This is a genomic window from Allorhizobium sp. NPDC080224 (assembly GCF_050281005.1).
GTDB lineage: Bacteria > Pseudomonadota > Alphaproteobacteria > Rhizobiales > Rhizobiaceae > Allorhizobium.
In genome coordinates this window covers 25,894-50,363 of sequence record NZ_JBNNWJ010000006.1, presented here as the reverse complement: position 1 = coordinate 50,363, position 24,470 = coordinate 25,894, and the positions used below count along the sequence as shown (strand labels likewise).

The window sequence follows — 24,470 nt, the reverse complement described above, 5'->3', positions numbered from 1 at the left end:
CCTGTCTTGCAAAAATTCTGATGAGGTCCGGTGTCCGACCAAATTGTAGGGCCGGACACCGGTATTCAGCGAAGGTCCGCCATCTGCATGAAAAGATTGCAGACCGGGATCCGGGGAGGCCTTTCGCTGGGTTTAGAGCCCCATGGCTGCGAGTTCGTCGACCGTATCCTTGTTGATCGCGAGCAGCTGGTCGACGATGATGTCGTTGCCGACGGGCTGGATTACGCCGAGACCTTCGATCTCGTCGCCTTCCTTGATGCTTTCGCCCTTGATCAGGCGATCCGCCATGGTGACGAAGACTTCGCCGGCCTGCTTCGGGTTCCACATGAAGCCGCCAGTGATCGCGTCCGACTTGATCAGTTTCTGGCCCTGGCCGGGAGAGAAGGGACCGATGACGAAGATCTCGCCGGTCTTGCGGCGCTCTTCGACGGCACGCCCTGCCCCGATCGGACCCTGGCTACCAAAGGCGAGGAAACCTTTGAGGTCAGGATGCGCGGCAATCAGGTCAAGCGCTGTCGAGCGGCTCCTGTCGACGTCTTCGGCCACACCGTAGCGGTCACCGACGAGCTTCATCTCAGGATGGTTTGCTTTCAGATATTCGATCGCGGCATCGGCCCAGGCATTGTGGAGCGGCACGGTCAGCGAACCGACATAAACGGCATACTCGCCCTTGCCCCCGGTTTTTTCGGCCAGAAGCTTGGCATGGGCTTCACCGAAACCGGTCGAAGAAGCGAGCTCGAAATTCCAGTCGGCCCCCTTCTGGGAGGGCGATTCATGCGTGACGACCTTGATGCCGGCGGCTTGAGCCTTTTGCAGCACAGGCTCGAGCACCTTGGCATCATTGGGGACGACACCGATGACTTTGACGCCCTGGGCGATCAGATCCTCGATGGCGCGCACCTGAAGGGCGGGATCGGCGCTGGTCGGGCCGACCATGAAGGCGTCGAGTCCGAGCTTTTGTCCCTGCTCCTTGATGCCAGCCTCCATGGCATTGAACCACGGGATACCACCGATCTTGACGACGACGCCGACCTTGTCGGCGGCCGTTGCAATGGCGGCGCCACCAAGCGAAAGCGATGCAGCAAGGGCTGCCACGATAAACTTTTTCATGTCCATTCCTCCTCTTTCGGGATCGTCGCAACGATCCAGGACCGTGGCACTAAGCGCCCGGCCTCTCCCGTTTCCTCAAGGCCTTGAATATCCTCAAGCCTCCCAATCGCCTCCTCCGGCGAACCATAGTGCACAATCGATATTTCTTTTTTGCACAATCGATGGTGCAATCAATATCCGCCAGCGCTAGACTTTCGTCAAGAGGGGAATTTTTCTATGGAGAGCATCGAGGGAGACGAAGACCAGATGACGGAAATGACGAAGAAGAAGGCGACGATCTACGACCTCTCGGTCCTGTCGGGCTGTTCGCCCTCGACGGTCAGCGCGGTTCTGAACGGCAGCTGGCGCAAGCGCCGCATCAAGGAGGCGACCGCACAGCTGATCCAGGGATTGGCAGACGAGCATGACTATACGGCAAACCTTCAGGCGAGAGGCCTGCGCTCCTCGCGGTCAGGGCTTGTCGGGCTCTTGCTTCCCGTCCACGACAACCGTTATTTCTCGTCGATGGCGCAAAGTTTCGAGGCTGAGGTCAGAAGCCGGGGCCAATGCCCGATCGTCGTCAGCGCCTGCCGCGATCCGGATGAAGAACGCCAGATCGTCGAAACGCTGATCTCCTATTCGATCGACGAACTCTTCATTGCCGGCGCAACCGATCCGGATGGCGTGCACGAGATCTGCGCCAGGGCGGGCCTTAGACACGTCAATATCGACCTTCCAGGCACCAAAGCCCCGTCGGTCATCTCGGATAATTTTGAAGGCGCACGCATGCTGACGCGGGCGATCATCGAGCGCGCCCAGGAAGAGGGGCCACTTGATCCCGATGAAGTCTTTCTCTTCGGCGGCCGCGACGACCATGCAAGCCGTGAACGTATCCGCGGTTTCAGAGACATCAAGAACGCGCTTCTCAAAAGCGACAACGAGGCCTGCATCCAGCCGACGGGCTATTCACCCGGCATGACGGCACGGGCCTTCGAGACCTTTTATGAAAGCCATGGCAAGCTACCACGCTGCTTTTTCGTCAACTCGTCAATCAACCTTGAGGGCCTGATCCGCTTCTTGGGCCAGCATCCACACGAGACCTTCGCCGATATCATCGTCGGCTGCTACGATTACGACCCCTTCGGCTCCTTCCTCCCCTTCCCTGTCTACATGATCCGTCAGGACAGCGAGGCGATGATCGAGGAAGGCTTCAAGATCCTGAAGACGCCACGCCCACCGGCCATCACCCATCTCGTCCAGCCCATGCTGGTCAAACCACGAACAGCGCTCACCGGCCCGCTCGATGCTTTGAAGGATGTCGACTGAGGCACAAGCAACAAACACAACCTTAAAGAGCCGCGAGACGACGATCAAACCTCCTCAACAGACAAGACGCCTGCAGCCTGTTGCTGCATTAGCGCGCAGATGCTACCGAGCCACCGGGAACAAGGGATGGGCTTTGAAGCCCAGACGGGGTCGATGGAAGATAGCATGCGCAGCAGTCACTTCAGGCAGTTCATGACAGAGGCAGACATCCGTGCAAAAGGCTCTCTCGCGCCGCTCAACCGTCTATAGGCCAAGCCGGTGTCTTCAAAAAGCATCTCGATCATTGCCCCGACCTATAACGAGGTCAAAAACGTCGTGCCCTTCGCAGAGCGCGTGAAGAGTGCACTTGCCGATCACGACTGGGAACTGCTCTTTGTCGACGACAATTCGGCCGATGGCACCGCTCAAAAGGCATTTGACTATGGCAAGATCGAACCGCGCGTTCGTCCCGTCATTCGCTTTGCCGATCGTGGTCTTGCGAAATCCAGTATCCAAGGCCTGCTGAGCGCCAGGGGCGATCTGCTCTGCGTCATGGATGCCGACGGGCAGCATGACCCTTCCGTGGTGCTCGAGATGGTCGAGTGCATGGAGCGCGAGGGCCTTGACATCGTCAGTGCTGCCCGCCGGCTGGAAGACGACCAGACCATGGAAGGCCTCTCTCCGCCCCGCCGTCGCCTCTCGCAGATCGGCAACGCCTTGAGCAGCTTCGTGATCGGCCGAAAACTGTCCGACCCCTTGACGGGCTTTTTCCTGATCCGCCGCGATCGCTTCCTGAAGCTCGCACCCGAGCTCGGCGATCCGGGTTTCAAGCTTCTTCTGGACATCCTCTACACGGACAAGACCCTGCGCCATGGCGAAGTCTTCTTCGATTTCGGCACCCGCCTGCACGGCACATCGAAGCTTGACAGCCATGTCCTTTGGAAATTCGCGACCTTCCTGATGAGCAAGATGACGCGAGGCATCCTGCCGGCGAACCTCATCTCCTTCCTCTTCGTCGGCGGATCTGGGGTCTTCGTCCACTTTGCCGTGCTTTATGCCGCACTTGGTCTATCTGCATCCTTTGCGACGGCACAAACGGTGGCAACACTGGTTGCAGCCACCAGCAACTTTCTCTTAAACAATCTCCTGACCTTCCATGACCGGCGGCTGCGGGGACCGCGCCTTGTGTCCGGCTATCTCAAATTCCTTGCGGTTTCGGCCGTCGGCATCGTCGCCAATGTCTCGGCCGCTACCCTTGCCTACGAGAACCTCATCCACGTGGTCTTCATCGCAACGCTTGCGGGCATTGCGATCGACACTGTCTGGAAGTTCGTTATCGCCAACAGGTTCATCTGGAAATGAGCAGTAACACCGCTCAAAGCCCCCTGCCCTCACAAACGGTGATCAACGCCGTCTGGATCCTGCTATGCGCTGCAGTCTGCCTGCAAATCCTTGTTCAGCTTGTCCATGTCTCGATGTTCTTCGACGGGGGCATCTACGCGACTGTTGCAAGAAACCTGGCCGAGGGACGCGGGACAATGTGGGCGCCACATTTCTCAGAAACGCTCTTTCCGACCTTTGCCGAACATCCGCCGCTGATGTTCTGGCTGCAGGCGATCGGCTTTTCCCTCTTCGGTGACACGATCGCGGTCGAGAAGGGCTTTTCGCTGCTCACCTTCGTCATTTCAGCTGCGCTGCTGTTCAAGATTTGGATGCGGCTCAACAAGGATGACGTCGCCGTCCAGAAGGCCTTTCCAATTGCCCTTCTCATGGCCCTAATTGCCGGCAGGGTGAACTGGGGCTTTGCAAACAATCTCCTCGACAACCTGCTTGCCGTCTTCTCTCTGTCTGCGGTCCTACTCCTGGTCATCGCTTACGATCGACCAAGTCCCGCATTTTCCACGAAGCGCCTCGCACTCGTTACACTGGCAGGTCTCGCTATCTGCCTGTCGCTGATGACCAAGGGACCGGTCGGGCTCTTCCCGCTCGCCGCCCCCGCGATCTACTGGCTCGTGTTCCGCAGACCGGCATTCTTCACCATGGTGCTCGACAGCGTGGTCATCCTTTCTGTGATAGCGCTATTCGTCGCGACGCTCTACGCCTTCGACGCATCACGCGAAGCCGTGGAACGCTATGTGACCGCTCAACTTGCGTCGAGCTTGAGCGGAGCGCGTGGCCATTATGGCGGGGGGCTCTACGTTTTTCGCAAGATCCTGGGCGTCAACGGCTATTCTCTGGCAATCCTGGCGCTTGCCGCACTGGCAAGCTGGCGCTTCAAGCTCGGCAGAGGCGGCAGCTTGACTCGAAACCAACGCTTCAGGCGCGCCACCTTCCTGATCCTGATCGGAATGTCCGCGTCGCTCCCGATCGGGCTTAGCCCCCGTGTTGCCAACTTCTATTTCAACACCTCGCTTCTCTTCTACTCCGCTGGTTTCGCAATCCTGGTTGCACCGGTAATTATGGAAGGGCTGTCACGACTGCGAGACCAGCAGGCAAAGGTTCTCAGCCTTGGTGCGGTCGCACTTTTAACGGCTTCGATTGTCATCGTCACTGTCAATATCGGACGGTCAGGCGACGATCGACGCACGATAGAGCAGGCGAACGCCATCGAAACCCTGGTTTGCGCCAATCAAAGGACCTGCAAGCCGTCAATCAGCGCCTGCGAGAATGCCTGGCAGGATTGGGCTCTGCACACATACATGCAACGCTTCTACAAGATCAGCATTGCCAAGCAGGCCGATCTTGATGCCGAATATGTTATTGCGGACGCCAGCTGCGGTGCCTTACCCGGTTATCGACAAACCGAGACTGACATCACTCCTTATGTGCTCCTGAAGCGCGAGTCGTAAGCGGATGATCAGGAATACGGTCATGAGCATGCGAATATTCGCGATCAATCTCGATCGATCCGTCGATCGGTGGCAAAAACTGTCGGGCCGGGCAAGCGAGCTTGGCCTTGACATCAAGCGAGTTTCAGCCGTCGACGGCAAGTGGACAGCCGAAGAAGCACGCGAAGCGACCGACAACATCGCTTTCCGCCGCAATACCGGTCGCCTGATGCTCTCTGGTGAATATGGCTGCTACCGAAGCCATATAAGGGCGCTGGAAACATTCATCGACACCGGTGCCGATGTCGGCCTGATCATTGAGGACGATGTCGAGTTGAAGGCCGACCTACAAGACCGGGTAATGGCTGCTTTCAACGCCTTGCCAGATGCCGACGTCATCAAGTTCTTCAACCATCGGGTGGTTGGCTTCAAGAGAAGTGCGACGTCAGCACTCGGGGATAAGTTTGGTCGCGCCATCCACGGACCTCTCGGATCTTCGGCATGCTATGGCGTGACAAGGCGTGGGGCAAAGCTCCTCGTCAACCATTTGACCGTCATGCGCTATCCCTGGGATGCAGCCCTCGAGCGCGGCTGGGACCACGGTGGGAACGTCTATATGTCACGCCATAACGTCGCGACGATTGCCCAAGGCGGGACGACGATTGCAACGCGCGACATCTACAGATCAGTCAAGTTCCCGAGCTGGAAACGGCTCGGCACCTATCTCAGGCGGCTGCGAGACGACGTCGTCAGGCTGAGATATGCTCTTCGCGCTTGAGCGATGCACAGGATACGCACCGCGACCACTCACCAGACGCTACGAAATCATGCAGGCACAAATACGATTCGGAACGGAAACATGAAGCCCTATCTAGACCGCTTGTGGCAAGTCTCAGACTTCCTGTTTCTCGCAGGGCTGGCCATCGCATTGTTTCTGGGAAGCAAGGTCACGCCACTTCTCGTCGTCGCCGGCGTTCTGCCCATTCCTTTTCTGATGCACGCTCTCAAGTACAGGCACTACCACGTCTCAATCTGGGCGCTGCTAATCCCGTTCGGCATCTACTTCGCCTACGGACTTCTCACCCTCTTTTTCTTCACTGGCCTTGAGGCTTCAGATCCTCGTCCCGTCAATCCAAGCCTTGAGTCCTATGCGATCGCGATTGCCATGCTTGTCGTCGGGCTCGTTCGCGGGCTGCAGGTGAGACACCTCGCAGACTTGTTTCGCAGACTTATGCCCTGGCTGCTCGTCGCTTGTTTCCTCATTCTCTCATACATGATGATTGCAGGAATCCGGGATGCCTGTCGTGTCCGCGGCCTTGCGCCCTGGCCATTCATCCCTGCCCTTCTGTTCTCGACGCTGACATTCATCTGTCTGGTCGGCTGGGAAAGATTGACCGCGAGTGAACGCTGGCTCCGCCTCGCCCTCATGGCGCTCAGCATCGTGGTATCGACCACCTATACCGGCTCTCGCGGGGTCGCCGTCGCCCAGCTCGGCGTATTCGGCATTCTCTTCCTAATGGGGCTGTTTCCTTCCATGAGAGGCCGGATCCCTCGTTTTCATCATCTAGCCGCTGCAGCGAGTACCGGGCTGATACTCTCTTTCCTGGTCGGAATCGCAACCGACTGCGGACCGGCCTCCCGCTTCTCCTCGACATTCGAGACCCTCGAGACCATGGCATCGCAGTTTACCGCCAGCGGCGAAGAAACAGCCACCCCAGTCGCTCCAGCGCCAGCGACCGGAGATGAATCTGCCACGACTGCACCAGGACAAGGCACCGAGACAGGCAGCAACGATCCTGCAACAGTCTCGAAGGATGAAGCGATCGGACATCGTCTGGCAATGTGGCAAGCGTCGGTCGAAGCGATCCTTGAACGCCCTCTACACGGCCATGGCTCGCTTTATCTTCAAAAACTGATACACGCGACCTATGGCTATGAGCACAATCACAATCAGTATCTGACCTGGTTGGTGACGGGCGGGGTCTTTCAACTGTCGCTCGGCCTGCTCTTCCTTGCAATCCCCTGGTTTGTGTCGAAGGGTTTGTCGACGGTCGACAGGATCCTGATGACAACAGGCGTATCGCTGTTCTGGGGCATGGCCATGATGTTCGATTCATTCCTGAACCTGAAATTCTACACACATTATTTCTGCCTGCTCTGCGGCGTACTCTATGCCCTGTCAAACAGCATGCAGGATGAGGAATCCACATGAGCGGACCTCTCTATTTCGATCTCACCGAGGCATTGCTCTCTACGTCGGGCAAGCGCACGCAGTATTACGGAATCGCCCGCACCGTCCACGAGATTGGTCGAGAAGCTGCCCTGCTCAAGGACGATATCCGGTTTGTCGTCTTCTCCTTTGGCATGCGGCAGTTCTACGAAATCACCTGGCGCAAGCGACAGGACGGTAGTGTCGAGTTCGATCTGCCGAAGGATGTCGGCCAGAAATGGGTAAGGTCGTATTTCGGCAAGAACTCGATCCTGCCGTTCATCTTCCGCCTCCTGAACCGAGCAACACAAAGGAAAAACAGGAACAACTGGCTGAAACATGCGGGACATCTAATGCCCGTCGCGATCGATAGCGGCATTTTCTTCTCGGCCGCCCGCCCCAAACTGATCGTCGACATGGTCAGGGCACTCCGCGACAAAGGATCAATAGCATCCATTGTACCCCTGCTGCACGATTTTATGCCCCTGCATGACGGAGCAACGAAACGCTTCCGCAAGCTCGATCGCAACTTCCTGGCGGACAACCGCTTCCTGATCGAGCAGGCCCGTCAGATCCTGACGAACTCGAACTTTACCGCAAAAGAGCTTAAAACCTTCGTCGATAAGGGCATGCTCCCAGATCCACGCGGCCCCGTGAATGTGGTGCAGCTCGTTCACCACTGCCCTGACGGCACCGAACAGTCAGAGATTACCGTACCAAATGAACCCTACATCCTGACGGTGGCGCTTAATCTCGGCCGGAAAAACATCGAGGTTGTTCTGGAGGCTCTGCGACTGCTGAAGGCCGACGGAAAACCTGCTCCGAAGCTTGTCATCGCCGGCTCTCACAGAAAGCGCCTGCGCCGTTATGCATCAAGGCCAGTGTTCAGCGACATTCACGAACGACTGATCTTTATCGACAATCCCAACCAGACCGACCTTGTAAATCTCTACAAGGGAGCGCTTGCCCTCGTAATGCCAAGCAAGCTCGAAGGCTGGGGTCTGCCAGCCGGCGAAGCGCTCTGGTGCGGCACGCCAGCGATCTGCTCAACAGCGGAAGCGCTGCGAGAGGTTTGCGGCGATCTGGCCCTTTACTTTGAACCAGATGACGCATCTCGTCTTGCGGAGATCATCGAGAAGCTAGAGACGGATATCAAATTCCAGCATGAGCTTCGGAAACGCATCAACGAGGCGAGGCCGACACTAAGAACGTGGAATGCTGTGGCACGGGAGACGCTGGCTTCTATGCAAGCTTTGCGGTAGGGACCCGCCTCGCAGCACGACAAAACAGCGACAACGCATCTCAAAGGCATAAAAACATGAGCAACAAGATCGTGCCGGTCATCATGGCCGGCGGCAAGGGAACAAGGCTTTGGCCTCTGTCGCGCGCAGCCGCTGCGAAGCAGTTCATCCGGTTCCTCGGCGATGAAACCTTGCTGCAGAAGACGCTGGCCCGCGTCTCCGACGCGACGATCTATGAAGCCCCTGTCATCGTGACCAACGAGGACTTCCGCTTCCTCGTCGCCGAACAGGCCCGCGAGATCGGCGTTTCGCTCGACGGCATCATCCTGGAGCCGGAAGCACGCAACACCGCGGCCGCTGTCGCAGCCGCTGCGCTCATCGTCGGTGAGCGCCATGGCAGCGAAACGCTGATCCAGATCCTGCCATCAGACCACGAGATCACCGTCGATGACACCTATCGCGGCTGCGTGCAAAAGGCGGCCCACGCCGCACGTAACGGCAAGATCGTCACCTTCGGCATCACCCCCACCGAGCCCGCAACCGGCTACGGTTATATCGAGATCGGCGACGACCTCGGAAATGGTGTAAACAAGGTCACGCGTTTCGTCGAAAAGCCCAATGCCGAGGTCGCCGAAGAGATGCTTGCAAGCGGCAATTATGCCTGGAACTCAGGCATGTTCGTCTTCTCAGCCGGCCAGATGATCGCGGAGCTCGAGACGCTGGCGCCGGATGTTCTCGCAGCCGTCCGGACCTCGATCGAAAAGGCCAAGGGCGATCTCGACTTCACACGCCTCGACGCGGAGAGCTTTGCGGCAAGCCCGAGCATCTCGATCGACTATGCCGTCATGGAAAAGACGCCGAACGCCGCCGTCGTGCCGGCTCCAATCATCTGGTCTGACCTCGGCAGCTGGGATGCGATCTGGAAGCTCGCGGAAGGCGATCAAAACGGCAATGTGGTCAATGGCAATGCCACCGTCTCCGATACCAAAAATTCGCTCGTCATGTCGCGCAACGCCCATCTGGCCGTCCAGGGCATGGAAGGTGTCGCCGTGATCGCTTCGGAAGATGCCGTCTATGTCGGTCGCCTCGACCGGGCCCAGGATGTCGGCAATCTCGTCAAGATGCTCGCCGCCGACAAGAAGACGGCGCATCTCACCGAAAACCACCCGACGGCACTTCGTCCCTGGGGTGGCTATACTTCGATCCTCAACGGCGATCGCTTCCAGGTGAAGCGTCTCTTCGTGCACCCGGAAAAGAAGCTTTCGCTGCAGAAGCATCACCACCGCGCCGAACACTGGGTCTGCGTCAAGGGAACGGCAGAGGTCACCATCGACGACAAGGTAACCGTCTTGCACGAGAACCAGTCGATCTACATCCCGCAAGGGTCCGTGCACCGCCTCGCCAATCCCGGCAAAATCCGGCTTGAGGTGATTGAGGTCCAGACCGGTTCGTATCTCGGCGAGGATGACATCATCCGCCTAGTCGACGAATTCGGCCGTAGCTGAGTTCTTGTCAGCTGCAAAGCTGCTGCTAGCAGTTGCGAAATTGCAGAACGAGCATCCTCGCCTACAGTCAAGATGGGCTAATAAAAAAGACCATCCTGGTCTTCTTCCGACCCACGAGAGGCAAACGAGTAAACAATTAGCAGGAAAAAAGTCAGCGTCAGAAAAACAAGTTCGACAAACTTCAGACTTTCTGACCTAACGTTCGGTTTGAAAGTTGTCTCGGCGGCAGCCGGCGCGATCGCATTTTGAAGGAGGAGATTGGTCAGTTGACGATTCTCTTCCGCGTCCGTCCCATCGGCATCCGCCACGACAGACTCTACAGATGATTTTGCTTTCATAGGACGCCTCGCGCACAACGACAGACACACAATAACTAAAATGCAGTCGAATTAACAACAGAATATGCGTGGCCCGAAATTCGGCCAGATCGCTACCATTTCTTTCAAGGCCGAAATAAACATTTTCACGATTTCATCCCGAGGTACCCAATGTGCATCAATCAAAGCTGGCCGTCCGTAGAGATAATTCTAATACCGCAATGATGACAGGACAGGATCTTTGTTAAGCAGGCTTAAGAGATGAGATCTAAACGAATTTTCGACATCATCGTTTCGGTCGGTGCAATATTTTTATTCTCACTACCTATGGCTATGGTGGCCATCGCTGTGCGAATCTCCTCGCCAGGACCGGCATTATATTGGTCGAAACGTGTAGGACGAGAAAACCAGATATTCCTAATGCCAAAATTTCGAACAATGCGAACGGATGCACCCGTCGTCGCGACACATCTGCTAGGCGATCCGGGTAGTTATCTCACGCCGATTGGCAGCTTCCTTAGGAAAACCAGTCTCGATGAACTCCCGCAGCTATGGTCAGTATTACGCGGAGACATGAGTCTGGTCGGCCCCCGACCCGCGCTGTTCAATCAGCATGACCTAATTGCCGGACGGACCGAGGCAAATGTGCATCTTCTCACGCCAGGTCTCACCGGATGGGCTCAAGTCAATGGTCGAGACGAACTCGCTATCCCGCTGAAAGTGGCATTCGACGCCGAATATCAACAGAAACAGAGCTTCGTCTTCGACCTCCGCATATTGTGGCTCACCGTAATCAAGGTTATCTCGGCACGAGGTGTTTCTCATTGAGAAGCGATCATGAAACCGGAACTGGCTTTGCATTGTGACAGAGATCGAACTCAATGAGCATCCCATGGTGCGCTTGTTGCGGGAGGTAATCATCCGCACACCTCGCCGCTGGAAGCGTGTGGTATTGATCGTTATCGATTCCCTTTCTCTGATAGTGGCGCTTTGGGGAGCCTATGCCCTTCGGCTCTCCGACTGGACGCCAGTCTTGACCAATGAGCGGCTATTGTTGGCCGTGCTCGCACCTGTGGTGGCAATCCCGGTCTTCGCGCGCCTTGGCCTCTACCGTTCTGTTATCCGCTACCTGCCTGAGGCAGCCATCTGGACAGTCATTCAGTCCATGGTGGTTTCCACAATGTGCTGGGTCATTATTGTCTTCCTCATGGAGATGGCCGGCCAAGGAATTGTTCCGCGATCGGTGCCGTTCTTGTACTTCATTCTCGGCACGATCTTGATCTGCACGACCCGCTTCCTGGCAAAGTGGGTGCTGAACGTTGGAACTGGAATGCGCCGCGATGAAGAACCGATCTTTATATACGGCGCTGCATCGTCGGCTGCCCAACTCGCGCACACGCTACGCGGACATGGCAATCGCTATGTCATGGGCATTATAGACGATGAGCCCGCAAATCACGGAAGGGATGTGGCCGGATATCGTGTTTTTCCGCCACAGCAACTCCCGGGCCTGATCGAACGCTACGGCATCCGGGAAATTGTCCTGATCATGTCATCTATTACGCCCCACAGCCGGCAATCAGTTATTGCGCGCGTTACCGGACACGGTGTCAAAGTCCGAAGCATTCCTGACATTTCGGACATCGTCGATGGTCGCTACATCGTCAACCAAATCCGCGAAATAGAACTTGACGAGCTGCTGGGACGTTCCTTCGTGCCGCCAGATCGCGAGCTACTGGCACAGGCATTGGCTGGCAAGACAGTTATGGTGACAGGCGCCGGAGGATCCATTGGATCGCAGCTGTGTCGCCTAATTGCCAATTGGAATCCGTCAAAACTGGTCCTTTTCGAAGCGAGTGAGTACGCGCTCTACCGTATCGAACAGGAGCTCGCACATCGAAATGGTCCGATGTTGGTGCCGGTATTGGGTTCGGTCACGGACGAGCGGCTGGTGCGCAGAACGATGCGAGAACACAAGATCGACGTCGTCTATCACGCAGCAGCGTACAAGCATGTGCCTTTGGTGGAATCCAATGTGCTGGAAGGCATAAGAAACAATGTGTTCGGCACATTGACCGTTGCTCGCGTCGCCGCGTCTGAACAAATCTCCAACTTCGTCCTTATCTCATCGGACAAAGCTGTCAGACCGACCAATGTCATGGGAGCAACAAAACGCTGGGCAGAGCTCATCGTCCGCCAAATCGCCTTGGAGGCGCGAGACGCCGACAAGCCACAAGTCTTCTGCGCAGTCCGCTTCGGCAATGTTATCGGATCGAACGGCTCGGTAGTCCCGCTTTTCAAGGAACAGATTTCCAAAGGCGGACCCGTAACCGTTACCGACCCGGACATGACACGCTATTTCATGTCCATTCCAGAAGCGGCCGAGCTGATCGTGCAAGCTGGAGCCCTGTCGGAAGGCGGCGACGTTTTTCTACTGGATATGGGCGAGCCCGTTAGAATTGGCGATCTTGCGCAGAACATGATCCGCCTCGCTGGCTTTAAAGTGAAAGACAAGGCTGATGCGGAGAGTGGCATTGCCATCGAAGTCGTTGGCAAGCGACCCGGAGAGAAGCTTTTTGAAGAGCTTTTCTATGATCGCGACAATGCCAAGCCCACGCGACATCCTAAAATCATGCGGGCCGATGCATCAGGGATTGCGGACTACGGGATAACACTGGCATTAGAAGAGTTGCTTGAGAGGGTGAACGCAGAGGACGCCGAAAGTGCTAAGGCGAAGCTCTTTGAGCTGATCTCGCGGGAGAAACACCGTGACGAAGCCACCTAATCCGTCAGAAGCGAGCATTGTTGTCACCGGGGCATCAGGCTTCGTAGGTCAAGCCCTCGTCGCTCATCTTAGAAAGCTGGGCATTTCGCATAGGGCGCTCAGCCTCAGACCGTCCGGGGATCCAGCTACTGTATCCGGTTACGATAAAGCGCGTGATTGGGTACCCTTTCTTGCTGGCGCTGATACCGTGGTCCACCTCGCAGGTAGAGCGCACGTCATGAGAGAGACATCGAGGCACCCTCTGGAGATCTTTCGTGATGCAAATCTGCTGACAACGGTCCAGCTTGCAAACGCTGCCGTACTGGCGGGCGTCAAGCGACTCGTCTTTGTCAGCACCGTCAAGGTTCATGGGGAGTTCACCGAACCAGGCGCCGCATTCAAAGCGGATGACCCTCTGGAGCCGATGGGACCTTATGCGGTCTCCAAGGCGGAAGCTGAGTTCGCTTTGCGGAAGATAGAGGCTCAAAGCGGGTTGGAGGTCGTCATCGTGCGTCCGACACTCGTCTACGGCCCCGGCGCGAAGGGCAACATGGTACGAATTCAACGCTGGGCAGAGCTTGGTTTACCTTCGCCGTTCGCCAACATTGGGAACCTCCGCTCACGAGTGCATGTGACCAATCTTTGCGATGCGCTGTTGCTAGCGGCGCAGCATGCCGACGGTAAGGGCAGGGCGTTTCTGGTCAGCGACGGCATTGACGTATCCACGCATGCGATGCTTGAAGAGGCATTTTCGATGAGGGGGAAAAAGCCTGTATGCCTTTCTCTTCCAACACGATTCTGGAGCGTTATGAACCATGTGCCGAAGCTGAAGGATGTCTATCAAAAGCTGTTCCTGAACCTCCAGGTTAATATCGAGGATACGAGGGCCATCCTCGGCTATCGACCTGTTTCTACAGCGCTTTTGCCGAGATAGCGCTTCTACTCACGATGCTGCGGCCTTTGCAAAAAGCGGGTCCGATACGTTTCAATCGTTGGATCGAGCGATCCCAGACACCATAATAGGCGAACGGAATGCATGTCAGACAGAACATACTGCTAACCGGCGGAACCGGATACATTGGTAGCCACACCGCCTGTGAGCTCCTGTTGCGCGGTTACGACGTAGTCATTCTAGACAATCTGGCAAACAGCACTGCCAGCGTTGTAGAGCGGATCGAAGAAATTAGCGGCAAGAAGTGTTCGTTTGTTGAGGGCGACATCCGAGACAGGAAGCTGATCGTCGACACACTCCAGAAATTCGAGATATCTTCGGTCATTCATTTTGCCGGCTTGAAGTCTGTCAGCGATTCTTTCGATGACCCACTATCCTATTACTCCACTAATGTCGCGGGCACGGTCGTTCTCATTGAAGCGATGCAGGAAGTGGGTGTTACGAGGCTCGTTTTCAGCAGCAGCGCGACTGTCTATGGCGTGCCGCAATCCTTGCCGGTAGACGAACTCCACCCAACTACACCTGTCAATCCTTATGGTCGGAGCAAGCTTCAGGTTGAAGATATTCTGCGGGATATCTCCGAATCCTCACCGACCTGGTCGATTGCGTGCCTTCGCTACTTTAATCCGGCTGGTGCCCATGACAGCGGCCTGATAGGCGAACAGCCCTCCACTCGTCCGAACAACCTGCTGCCTGTGGTCGCTGAAGTTGCCACCGGCCAGAGGTCAAAGCTGCTCGTCTTTGGCACCGACTACCCTACGCCCGATGGCACGGGGGTCCGGGACTTCATCCATGTCATGGATCTTGCCGAGGGACACGAAGCGGCACTTCGATATATTGCAGGTCGGACGGGATTGGAGACATTCAATCTTGGTACAGGAACCGGGTACAGTGTGCTCGAGATGACTGCAGCCTATCATCGGGCGAGCGGACGGGACATCGCAATCGAATTTGCACCTCGAAGGCCGGGAGACGTCGCCTCCTGTTACGCAGATACGGACAAGGCCCGCAGAATGCTGAACTGGCAGGCGCGGCGTAACCTTGACGATATGTGTTCCTCCTCATGGAGATTCGTATCTCGTGCGGCAGGCACCTAGCAAACGGGGCTGGCCAGTGACTTGACGCTCTGGGAAACGTGCTTGAGCGTCCTGCACTGTTGACGATCAAGCTGGCATCCATCTGGATTTGCCGGCTACTCACACGGCCAGTTAACTCAGACGACTAAGATTGGAGTTTCTAAAACATGATCCTGGTAACTGGCGGCGCTGGCTTTATCGGCAGTAACTTCGTCCTGGACTGGTTCCAGCACAGTGATGAACCCATCATAAATTTGGACAAACTGACCTATGCTGGGAATCTGCAGAACCTCAAGTCGCTTGCGGGCGACGACCGCCATCGCTTCGTGAAGGGCGACATAGGGGACATCGAACTTGTCAAAACAATCCTCGCACAGGAACGACCACGCGCGATCATAAATTTTGCCGCCGAGTCTCACGTTGATCGCTCTATTCTCGGACCGGAAGAATTCATCAGCACGAATATTGTCGGCACATATCGACTTCTGGAGGCCACCCGATGGTATTTCACCCAGGCACCAAGTGCGTTGCAGGAACAGTTTCGCTTCCTCCACGTCTCCACCGATGAAGTCTATGGTTCCCTGAGTCCAAGCGATCCTGCTTTCGCCGAAACCAACAGGTACGAGCCGAACAGCCCATATTCGGCAACGAAAGCGGCATCCGATCACATTGTCCGGGCGTACCACCACACCTACGGCATACCTGTTCTGACCACGAACTGCTCGAACAATTACGGGCCCTACCACTTTCCTGAAAAGCTGATCCCGCTTTGCATCCACAACGCCTTGGCCGGTAAGGAGCTGCCGATCTACGGTGATGGCCAGCAGATCCGCGACTGGCTCTATGTGAAGGACCACTGCAGCGCCATCCGCTGCGTTGTGGAGCGCGGACGCGTCGGCGAAACCTACAACGTCGGCGGCTGGAACGAGATGGCAAATATCGACGTCGTCAAGACAGTCTGCTCTGTCCTCGACACCCTTAAACCGAAAGCGGACGGCTCAAGCTACGCCAGTCAGATCGTCTTCGTTAAAGACAGACCCGGTCATGACCGGCGCTACGCCATCGATGCATCGAAGATCTGCGAAGAACTCAACTGGAAGCCAGCCGAAACCTTCGAAACCGGCATCCTGAAGACCGTCAGATGGTATCTCGACAATCCGGACTGGATTGCAAATGTGACAAGCGGCGCGTACCAAAACTGGCTGAACCTCCAATACGGCAATAGCCCGCAGCCCTGAAACCTCGAAAGACCAGCAGACCATGTCCACACGTAAAGGCATTATACTGGCGGGCGGCTCCGGGACCCGCCTGCATCCGGCAACGCTGGCCGTGTCCAAGCAGCTCCTGCATGTCTACGACAAGCCGATGATCTACTATGCCCTGTCTACGCTGATGCTTGCGCGCATCCGAGAGGTTCTGATCATCTCGACACCACAGGACACGCCTCGCTTTTCCACCCTGCTCGGCGACGGCAGCCGATGGGGTATGAACCTGTCCTATTGTGTCCAACCCTCTCCTGACGGGTTGGCGCAAGCATTTGTCCTGGGGCGCGATTTCATAAACAAAGCACCTTCTGCATTGGTCCTCGGTGACAACATTTTCTATGGCAACAATTTCCAGGAGTTTTTGAGGTCCGCAACATCCCGTAGCTTGGGAGCCTCAGTGTTCGCTTATCATGTGAACGATCCCGAGCGCTACGGCGTCGTCGAGTTCGACAAGCAACGCAAGGCGATATCGATCGAAGAAAAGCCCGCGAAGCCGAAATCCAGTTATGCCGTGACAGGCCTGTATTTCTATGACGAACAAGTTTGCGACATCGCGGCAAGCATAAAGCCCTCCCCGCGTGGCGAACTGGAAATCACCGACGTCAACGCCCGCTACCTCGCCATGCAACAATTGCATGTCGAGATCATGGGACGCGGCTACGCCTGGCTGGATACAGGAACACACGACTCCCTGCTCGAAGCGTCGCAATACATAGCGATCGTTGAAAAGAGACAGGGCTTGAAGGTCGCATGTCCCGAAGAGATCGCTTTCCGAAACGGCTGGATTGACGCCGAGACGCTCGAAGGTCTGGCCCAACCTTTGGCCAAGAGCGGATATGGGGAGTATCTCATGAGAGTACTTGCTGAGTCGCACACTTAATTTGTGTGCGAAAAACTGCCCGCCGACACCACACCTCAACGCGTCACGAGGGAGCGGTAAAGTTTTACCGTCTCAATCTGCACTATTTCGGTCGAGAACTGCTGAGCTGCCATTGCTCTGCCTCTGGTTCCCATAACCTGCCGCGTCGCCTGGTCGACTATCAACCGATGCAATGCACTTGCCAGAGAAGGCATGTCGCGAGGTGACACAAGAATGCCGTTGACACCGTCGCTTACGGCCTCCCTGCACCCTGGGACATCTGTAGTCACGCATGGTAGCCCGGCCGCCATGCCTTCGAGCAAAGCTTTTGGGAGGCCTTCGCGATAGGATGGAAGGCAAACCACCGCTGCCTTGGCAAGCACAGCCGGCATATCGCTCCTGAAGCCCCAGAACTCTACCAAAGCCTCCTCTCGCCACCTGCGAAGCGTTTCCTCGTCGATCGAGGCGCGATTGCCAGGATCCAAGCCGCCGACAACGACAAAGCGTGCTGTAACACCGTCCCGCTTCAACAACCTCGCCGCGTCGACAAATTCACCGATGCCTTTGTCCCACAGCAACCTGGCAGGAAGCACAATCAGCGGAATGTCGGCGGCGACCTCGTTTTGCGTATATCGCGCCATATCGACACCGGCGCCCCGAATGAGCACCGCCTCGCGCGAGCGGACATAGCCAAGGCTGACGAAACTTTTGAGATCATCTTTGTTCTCAAACACTACGCGGCTTTTAGACGGGTTGAGAAGAAGCTTTAGAGCAAGGCCTATCGGAAACCGAAGCAAGCGCGCGACAAGGCCGTTCGAGCTGAATATGAAGCCGCCTCCGACGACAGCGTTTACAATCGGGACCCTGCCCGTCAGCCTAGTTGCGAGACTGCCAAGAATGATGGGCTTCAGCGCGACATTGTGCACGATTGAAGGCCGTTCATGCCGCAGGATTTTGCAAAGCCTGAACAATGCCACAAGCGCAAGGAGCGGATTTACCGACTTGCGATCCAAGGCAAGATGAATGACCTTCAGTCCAGCGGCTTCGATCTTCTCCCTGTGCTCGGCGACATGTGTCACCACCACGACGTCAAATCCCTCCCGAGCGGCCGCGACAGCGCGATCCAGAAAATGGGAGCAGAAGAACCAGTCAACAGAAACAAAGAGAAGGAGCTTTGGTCTATCTTTCATGAGTGCCACTCGATCTGGGTTTCAGATAGCGCCTTATGCCGGGAGCCCAGCGTGCCATGAGGCACTTGCCAAGTGATACCAGCAAACCTCCTACATTCCTGAAGGAAGGCCGCAGAAGACATTCCCTAAGCCAGTGCGAAGCCACTTCGGCGTAGCCGAGGGATGACATGATCGATTGATTTTGGTGGAGCCGATAGTGCAACAGGATGTCGGGAAGGTTTCCCATTCTTGCCCCTTGTCGCTCTGCTCGCAACCATAGATCTGTGTCCTCTGAGACAAAACCACCAAGGTAGCCTCTCATGTCTAGCAGAAACTGTTTTCGCAACATCACAGCGGGGTGGCAGAGAACTGTTCGTCTCGTCAATGCCCGAGAGATCGCCTTTGCGGATAGGGGGAAAGACATGCCTCCAATCTCACGGCTGTCTTCGTCGATGATAGCGACCGCTGATCCCAGAACATCTAGGCCATCGCGCTCCATCGCGGCAAGCAATGTGCTGAGCCTGTTCGGAAGGCACACGTCATCAGAGTCCATGCGCACCAGATAAGGTGTCATGGCCTGATCTGCGAGAAGGTTGAGATTGAAAGACAGCTGCCCGATCGATGACCGAGAGAGACGAATGCGAGGATCATGTGCGGCGTATTCCAGGAGCTTATGCCACAATGAGTCGTCACAGGCGTTCGCGCCAATCAAGAATTCAAATCTTGGCTCGTCTTGGGAAAGAACACTCTCGATAGCCTGGTCAAGCCAAGGATTATCCCGGTTGACGGCCATGATGAATGATGCACGAGGCTTACCCGTCTCGCGTTCACCAAATGCAGGCTGAGATTCTGATGGCTCAACCATTTGACGCGAACATCGCCTTCATAGCAGACCACATTTCCGCAACACGTTCTTCAAAATGTTCCTTTGGACACCAACCGGTTTGGGAAAAGAGCTTTTCATAGCTCAAGACATTTATAGGCACATCAAAACCTCGCGCCGGAAGCTGCTGTACCTCCAATGTGAGATTGTCCGCCAGAGCACGCTGCCTAAGGAAATCAAGTATATCGAGATTGGAGCGGCCAATCGATGTCCCGAGGTTGTACGCCTCCCCAAGGCTACCCATGTCAAGCACCGCAGCGATCCCGGCCGCTACATCATTGACATGGATATAGTCGCGAGTCGTCAGACCATCCCCGAATATGGCAATCGGCTCGTCTCTCAGAGCGTGACCGATCGCTGTGGCAATGAAGCCCTGCCCCGTAAATGCACGCTGCCCCACCCCATAAACATTCGATGGACGAACGATGGCGACGGGCAGAGATCTGAGCAGATGGAACATCAGAGCGTAGCGCTCGATAGCCAATTTGGTGATACCATATGGCGAAACAGGTCTGGTCGGAGCATCTTCCGAGATCGGCAGTTGATCTGCGACACCATAAACAGTGCCGCCGGATGATGTCACAATCAGCTTGCGCAAACCTGCGAGACGTTCCGCTTCCTCCAATAGAACCAGCACCGGCTGGAGGTTGGCGACATGATCACCCACCAGGTCTTTCGATCCCAACACGGGGGGCGTCGCATGAGCGAGAGACACAATCTCACCCACACCTTCAAGATGATAGCGTAAAGATATTCTGTCGACCAAATCGCAAGAAGCGTAAGCTGCGGCCTGGGGCAGTTCATCCGGACGATCGCGCCGACGCCCCAGCACAAGAACATCTCTGCCGCTCGACAGCAGGGCTCTCACAACATGTCGGCCAACAAAGCCGTGTCCGCCGATAACGCAGGTCCGCATTGTCACCGTCCGCAGTCGGACGACGAGGATCCGATCAGTATGGCTTCATAACGCTTTGTAATCGCTGCCCAGGTGAAACGCTCTCTCCAAGCATCCTGTCCAACCCTCCCCAAGGCAGAGAGCTTTGCCGGATCTTCAATCACTTTGGCAATCTGAGCCGCAAGTACGGGCGGAGCCGCTCGCGTATAGCCGCGCTCGTCTTTCTCTGCCTTACAGATGATACCAGCGCCAGTCCATGCCGCAATTTCCTCAGCATTGCCAACAGGCACTGAGAGAAACGGCGTTCCGGCGGCGACCGTTTCGTAAAGCACCAGCGGCGAGTATTCGATGTTCGAAGCGAAGACGAACAAATCTGCAGCCATGTAAGCTTGCACCAGTTCGCGTCTGTCAAAATCAGTGGTGAGAAGCAGCCTATCTTGGCCCAACTGATGCGCTTCGGCTTTCCAATAGGACAGCGGGTTGCTCGCCTCTCGAGCACTCGCCGGCAGGAAGCGCATCAATCCCGTGCCGTCCAGCCACGGTCCGATCCGGCGCAGAAGGCGCATCCTGATGCCGATCCACCCTTCTTCAGACCAAATCGTAGCCACCCTCCCACAAACAAATCTTAGTGACAACAACCGCTTCATTCGCCGAGCAATAAGCGTGCGGACGCCAGTCAGACCTTCGATCTCGTAAATTCCTCGCAACCGACCGTAGGGGCCACAAAGCTCCGCAACTTCGCGCTGATTCGAAGTGCCGACCCTAACACGATCTGGCTTCACAACGACCACTGGCCCAGGCGGAGCGTTCCCGTTCATGATGAAAGTAACATGACGCCGTTCGGTCCGGAGGCGGACAAAGGCCTCCAAGAGTTCACGATGCCCCTTCACGCCCGTCAGACTGCCTACGGTCAAAAGCACTGCGCTATCGGCAGGTATGCCATGCCGAGTTCTGAACTCCCGATCCCGCTCGACCCCAAATTCAATCTCGCTTGCTCCGTTGGGAAGAATCGAGAAGTTCGAGATTCCATGCTTGCGCGCAAAATCAACATCGCGATACTGCTCTGCATAAAAGATCAGATGATCGAACTTTCGCAGCACCTCTGGCAGTGCTTCAAAATACTCTCGGTAGCTAGGTTCGTATAATCCGGAAAAGCCGCAGGGAATGAAGACCTTGCGGCAGGTGATCTCGTCCAGCACCGGCCATAGCGCGTCGAATGTCCATTGCTGGGCAGCCTTGATCATGATCGCGTCACCATCAAACGCACGCACGAAATCTTGGTAGCGGTCGAGTTCTCCGTCCATCCCGCGCACTAGATTACCCGTGATGCCAAATTCGACAATGCGCACACCATTATGGCTATCGAAATCTCTATTCGCTAACCGTGTCGTTGCGACAGTGACTTCGTGTCCACTTTGCACAAGTCTCTCGGCGATTTGGCGCATGACCTCTTGAACGCCACCGATGCTGGGGAAATAGAATTCGCTACAGAATAGGAAGTGCATGAGAATTCTCCCGCTCAGCGCACTAGGTTGGCGAGTCGCCTGACCGCACCGCGGGCACGCTGAAGAAGCGGTTTTGCCCACTCCGATCCCGTCAGATGCATCATCCGTTGATAGCGAATGATGTTAGATCGTTCAGCGGCCTTGCACTGCACTTCGGGATCATCCGCACCGATCGACTTGGCTGCGTTGGCGATGATCGCTGCCATGGCCGTGATATCGGTTTTTTCTGACAATCGATGCAAGGCAGAATGGGTATAAGCCGCCAAGTTCTCTGCATGGATGTCCCCAACCGAACGGCCACTCGCAAGCGCGAGGTTTTCAGCACTGATGGTGACAAGACGATCCAGAAAAGGGTTCGGACCGGTGCGCGACATACTTTGCGGCACCTCCCTATAGATCAGCAGTCGCTCCTCCAGATTCGCGATCCGCCCCTTGCGCGCCATGCGGGACCAGAGTTCGTAGTCCTCGGGCGGCTGCCGACTGGGATCTGTCGTATAGCCGCCGACGCTCAGGACCGCATCGCGCCTCATCATGACCGAACTATGGACGAACGGATTGTTGAACAGCAGATCGAAAGCCAGCACCTCGTGCCGTGTCGGGTGGTCGTGGGTCCGATCCGTCGGTTCATCACCGACCCAGATCTCCGCAGCGGTCCCGAGCAAAATGCAGTCAGGGTTGTTGCGCATGTAGTCCAGTTGCCGGGCAAACCGCTCGGGATGGCTGAGATCGTCCTGGTCCTGCCGGGCGATAAACTCGCCGCGCGCCAGCGATATGCCTTTGTTGAGGGTGGCAGCAAGGCCCATGTTGTCCTGATGAATGACCCGGACGCGAGGATCGTTGACCCAATCGAGTAATCTGCCGGATTCATCCTTTGACCCGTCATTGATGGCCAGAACTTCGAAATCCGTGAAGGTCTGCGACAGCACGGATTGCAACGCCCTCTCGAGATCAGCGGCCCCGTTGTAGATCGGCATGATGACCGAGATTTGCGGCACACTCATAGGCGCACCCAATCCCCGGGCACCAAGTCGCGCGTATCATGGGTCGCTGCGCTGAACCATTGCTGCGGCGCCACAATGATCTTGTCGGAATGCGGGTTAAGCCAGGCACCCCACCAGCTGAATGAACTGTTGGCGATAATGTGGTGGCGACAGGCCATCATCAAGGCCATGTCCCAGGCACCACTATCCGGACCATTCGCATCTACGAGAACCATCTCCTGATCGATATGCAGGTTGTCTCTCACCCAATCGAGATCATCAGAAAACACAAAGAATCGCGGCGCTGGGCACCGTTCTGCAATATGGGTCACCGCGCGACGGTAATAGTCGAGCGAACAGACACCGTGATACTGCGCCGTATGGGCGTTGGTCACATAATCGCCACGGCGGATATGGAGCGAGACCGCAGATGCGCCGGATTCGCGGATCTTGCGGCGAACCTCCGCATTCCCGTCATCGACAGGAGCGCGCAAGACAAACTCCTCACGCAGCAGACCAGCGACATCTGCGAAGTATCGCGCGCTCTGGAAGTATCCGTCGAGATAGGCTGGATCTTTCACGGCGAGAATACGCGGATCATAGGCGAAGGACGCCTCCTGAAAGCGGTTCATGGGTAGCCCGAATCCCGCAGCCTGCATCAGCCGCCGAACGAAAGTCGGGGGTGCAGCGAAAACGCCGGCACGCGCCAGTTCGTCACGGGTTGCAGGTCGCGCACGGATTGCCCAGGAATCCAGCTCATAGCGCCGGAGGTCGTAATGCGTGAAGGCACTGACATCGAGCAGGAGCTCCGCATTCAAACGATGAGCAACAGCACGACCCGTTGCGAACTGGAACATCTGATTTCCCAGTCCACCCAGCAGCTTCACGATAATCAAAGATCCGTCCTTTTCCGTCTATCCTGGCGCCGGCCGTATTCAGCCGGGTTTTCTGGCCTTCATGTTGAGCGAGATATACTCACCGAATGGCTGGTTGGCCAGCGACGCATCCACCACACCCGGTATGAAATGAGGTTCATGTGGATACTCGCTGCAGTCAACATAGCCGACCTGTTCCATGAGGTGCCGCAACCAGCAAAAATTGTAGCCGGTCTTGTGGTAATCGTATGGCGTCGACTGCCCCCCATAGATTAGTCCGATCCAAGGAGAATTTCCCGGAGTCTGGAAATGCTGCGGGTTCTCCGAGTAAATTTTGACGATGCGGTCAATGTCCGGAACCGAAATCCGGATTTCGCCTCCAGGCATCAGGACATCGAACCAACGCCGCAGGATCGGCATGATTTCCTCGTGACCGAAATGCTCCATGACATGGCAGGCATAGATCTGGCTAGCGGAATTGCTGGGAAAGCGCTTCAGGAAACGAATGTCGTCCACGACATCGACGCCCAGCGTGTGCATCACGTCGACATTGACATAACCCGGCAGTCCGACGTTTCCGCATCCCAGATGCAGACGATAGGGCTTTTCAAAGTCGTCAGGCGACTTTCGCGTCGCGCCCGCCAACATCGACAGCCTGCTGGACTTTACCCTGTGTAGGAGGTTGTAGAGATAGATGCGTTGCTTCTGTGTCGTGACCGCCCTTACCAATTTTCGCATGACTTGCTCCCCATA

General features: G+C 56.3%; 22 protein-coding genes. 13 read left to right on the top strand and 9 right to left on the bottom strand.

The window, feature by feature from the left end:
* Positions 1–132 precede the first annotated feature (132 nt).
* Positions 133–1,110, bottom strand: coding sequence for a substrate-binding domain-containing protein (locus ACQKP1_RS23135; protein WP_427277192.1), 978 nt, complete (start codon positions 1,108–1,110; stop codon positions 133–135).
* A gap of 246 nt (positions 1,111–1,356) precedes the next feature.
* Between ACQKP1_RS23135 and ACQKP1_RS23130 the strand changes: the two genes are divergently transcribed.
* From ACQKP1_RS23130 to ACQKP1_RS23100, 7 genes are all read left to right on the top strand, one after another.
* On the top strand, positions 1,357–2,415 hold the full coding sequence (locus ACQKP1_RS23130; protein ID WP_427277257.1) for a LacI family DNA-binding transcriptional regulator: 1,059 nt from the start codon (positions 1,357–1,359) through the stop codon (positions 2,413–2,415).
* Positions 2,416–2,673: 258 nt separating this feature from the next.
* Complete coding sequence (locus ACQKP1_RS23125) at positions 2,674–3,756, top strand: glycosyltransferase (protein WP_427277191.1); 1,083 nt, start codon at positions 2,674–2,676, stop codon at positions 3,754–3,756.
* The gene (locus ACQKP1_RS23120; protein ID WP_427277190.1) at positions 3,753–5,243 is read left to right on the top strand and encodes an ArnT family glycosyltransferase; all 1,491 of its coding nucleotides are present in this window, start codon (positions 3,753–3,755) and stop codon (positions 5,241–5,243) included. The genes ACQKP1_RS23125 and ACQKP1_RS23120 overlap by 4 nt, the downstream gene beginning before the upstream one ends.
* A 22-nt stretch (positions 5,244–5,265) precedes the next feature.
* Entirely contained in the window at positions 5,266–6,000 is a 735-nt protein-coding gene (locus ACQKP1_RS23115; RefSeq protein WP_427277189.1) for a glycosyltransferase family 25 protein, read from the top strand.
* 81 nt (positions 6,001–6,081) lie between these two features.
* Positions 6,082–7,434 carry an O-antigen ligase family protein gene (locus ACQKP1_RS23110; protein ID WP_427277188.1) on the top strand — a complete coding sequence of 451 codons (1,353 nt, stop codon included), beginning with the start codon at positions 6,082–6,084 and terminating at the stop codon, positions 7,432–7,434.
* Positions 7,431–8,693 (top strand): glycosyltransferase family 4 protein, encoded by a 1,263-nt coding sequence (locus ACQKP1_RS23105; RefSeq protein ID WP_427277187.1) that lies wholly within the window; start codon positions 7,431–7,433, stop codon positions 8,691–8,693. The genes ACQKP1_RS23110 and ACQKP1_RS23105 overlap by 4 nt, the downstream gene beginning before the upstream one ends.
* A gap of 56 nt (positions 8,694–8,749) precedes the next feature.
* Complete coding sequence (locus ACQKP1_RS23100; RefSeq protein ID WP_427277186.1) at positions 8,750–10,177, top strand: mannose-1-phosphate guanylyltransferase/mannose-6-phosphate isomerase; 1,428 nt, start codon at positions 8,750–8,752, stop codon at positions 10,175–10,177.
* 77 nt (positions 10,178–10,254) lie between these two features.
* Here the strand turns inward: ACQKP1_RS23100 and ACQKP1_RS23095 are convergent, their stop codons facing one another.
* The gene (locus ACQKP1_RS23095; RefSeq protein ID WP_427277185.1) at positions 10,255–10,515 is read right to left on the bottom strand and encodes a hypothetical protein; all 261 of its coding nucleotides are present in this window, start codon (positions 10,513–10,515) and stop codon (positions 10,255–10,257) included.
* A gap of 240 nt (positions 10,516–10,755) precedes the next feature.
* On the opposite strand from ACQKP1_RS23095, the gene ACQKP1_RS23090 reads away from it, so the two are divergent.
* From ACQKP1_RS23090 to rfbA, 6 genes are all read left to right on the top strand, one after another.
* Positions 10,756–11,322, top strand: coding sequence for a sugar transferase (locus tag ACQKP1_RS23090; protein WP_427277184.1), 567 nt, complete (start codon positions 10,756–10,758; stop codon positions 11,320–11,322).
* Between the two features lie 64 nt (positions 11,323–11,386).
* The gene (locus ACQKP1_RS23085; RefSeq protein ID WP_427277256.1) at positions 11,387–13,279 is read left to right on the top strand and encodes a polysaccharide biosynthesis protein; all 1,893 of its coding nucleotides are present in this window, start codon (positions 11,387–11,389) and stop codon (positions 13,277–13,279) included.
* Positions 13,263–14,192: an NAD-dependent epimerase/dehydratase family protein gene (locus tag ACQKP1_RS23080; protein ID WP_427277183.1), complete on the top strand. Its 930-nt coding sequence runs from the start codon at positions 13,263–13,265 to the stop codon at positions 14,190–14,192. Before ACQKP1_RS23085 ends, ACQKP1_RS23080 begins: the two co-directional genes overlap by 17 nt.
* A gap of 98 nt (positions 14,193–14,290) precedes the next feature.
* Entirely contained in the window at positions 14,291–15,307 is a 1,017-nt protein-coding gene (gene galE, locus ACQKP1_RS23075) for a UDP-glucose 4-epimerase GalE (protein WP_427277182.1), read from the top strand.
* Positions 15,308–15,453: 146 nt separating this feature from the next.
* Positions 15,454–16,524: a dTDP-glucose 4,6-dehydratase gene (gene rfbB, locus ACQKP1_RS23070; RefSeq protein WP_427277181.1), complete on the top strand. Its 1,071-nt coding sequence runs from the start codon at positions 15,454–15,456 to the stop codon at positions 16,522–16,524.
* 22 nt (positions 16,525–16,546) lie between these two features.
* Positions 16,547–17,431 (top strand): glucose-1-phosphate thymidylyltransferase RfbA, encoded by an 885-nt coding sequence (rfbA, locus tag ACQKP1_RS23065; protein ID WP_427277180.1) that lies wholly within the window; start codon positions 16,547–16,549, stop codon positions 17,429–17,431.
* A gap of 35 nt (positions 17,432–17,466) precedes the next feature.
* Here rfbA and ACQKP1_RS23060 read toward each other — a convergent pair whose 3' ends face one another.
* From ACQKP1_RS23060 to ACQKP1_RS23030, 7 genes are all read right to left on the bottom strand, one after another.
* The gene (locus ACQKP1_RS23060) at positions 17,467–18,600 is read right to left on the bottom strand and encodes a glycosyltransferase family 4 protein (protein WP_427277179.1); all 1,134 of its coding nucleotides are present in this window, start codon (positions 18,598–18,600) and stop codon (positions 17,467–17,469) included.
* Positions 18,590–19,372 carry a glycosyltransferase gene (locus ACQKP1_RS23055; RefSeq protein ID WP_427277255.1) on the bottom strand — a complete coding sequence of 261 codons (783 nt, stop codon included), beginning with the start codon at positions 19,370–19,372 and terminating at the stop codon, positions 18,590–18,592. The genes ACQKP1_RS23060 and ACQKP1_RS23055 overlap by 11 nt, the downstream gene beginning before the upstream one ends.
* A 64-nt stretch (positions 19,373–19,436) precedes the next feature.
* Complete coding sequence (locus ACQKP1_RS23050; protein ID WP_427277178.1) at positions 19,437–20,378, bottom strand: NAD-dependent epimerase/dehydratase family protein; 942 nt, start codon at positions 20,376–20,378, stop codon at positions 19,437–19,439.
* A 2-nt stretch (positions 20,379–20,380) separates the two neighbouring features.
* Entirely contained in the window at positions 20,381–21,862 is a 1,482-nt protein-coding gene (locus ACQKP1_RS23045) for a glycosyltransferase family 4 protein (RefSeq protein WP_427277177.1), read from the bottom strand.
* Positions 21,863–21,876: 14 nt separating this feature from the next.
* The gene (locus ACQKP1_RS23040; protein WP_427277176.1) at positions 21,877–22,863 is read right to left on the bottom strand and encodes a glycosyltransferase; all 987 of its coding nucleotides are present in this window, start codon (positions 22,861–22,863) and stop codon (positions 21,877–21,879) included.
* Complete coding sequence (locus tag ACQKP1_RS23035; RefSeq protein ID WP_427277175.1) at positions 22,860–23,699, bottom strand: alpha-1,2-fucosyltransferase; 840 nt, start codon at positions 23,697–23,699, stop codon at positions 22,860–22,862. The genes ACQKP1_RS23040 and ACQKP1_RS23035 overlap by 4 nt, the downstream gene beginning before the upstream one ends.
* Before the next feature lie 78 nt (positions 23,700–23,777).
* Entirely contained in the window at positions 23,778–24,455 is a 678-nt protein-coding gene (locus tag ACQKP1_RS23030) for a class I SAM-dependent methyltransferase (RefSeq protein ID WP_427277174.1), read from the bottom strand.
* Between the last annotated feature and the right edge of the window lie 15 nt (positions 24,456–24,470).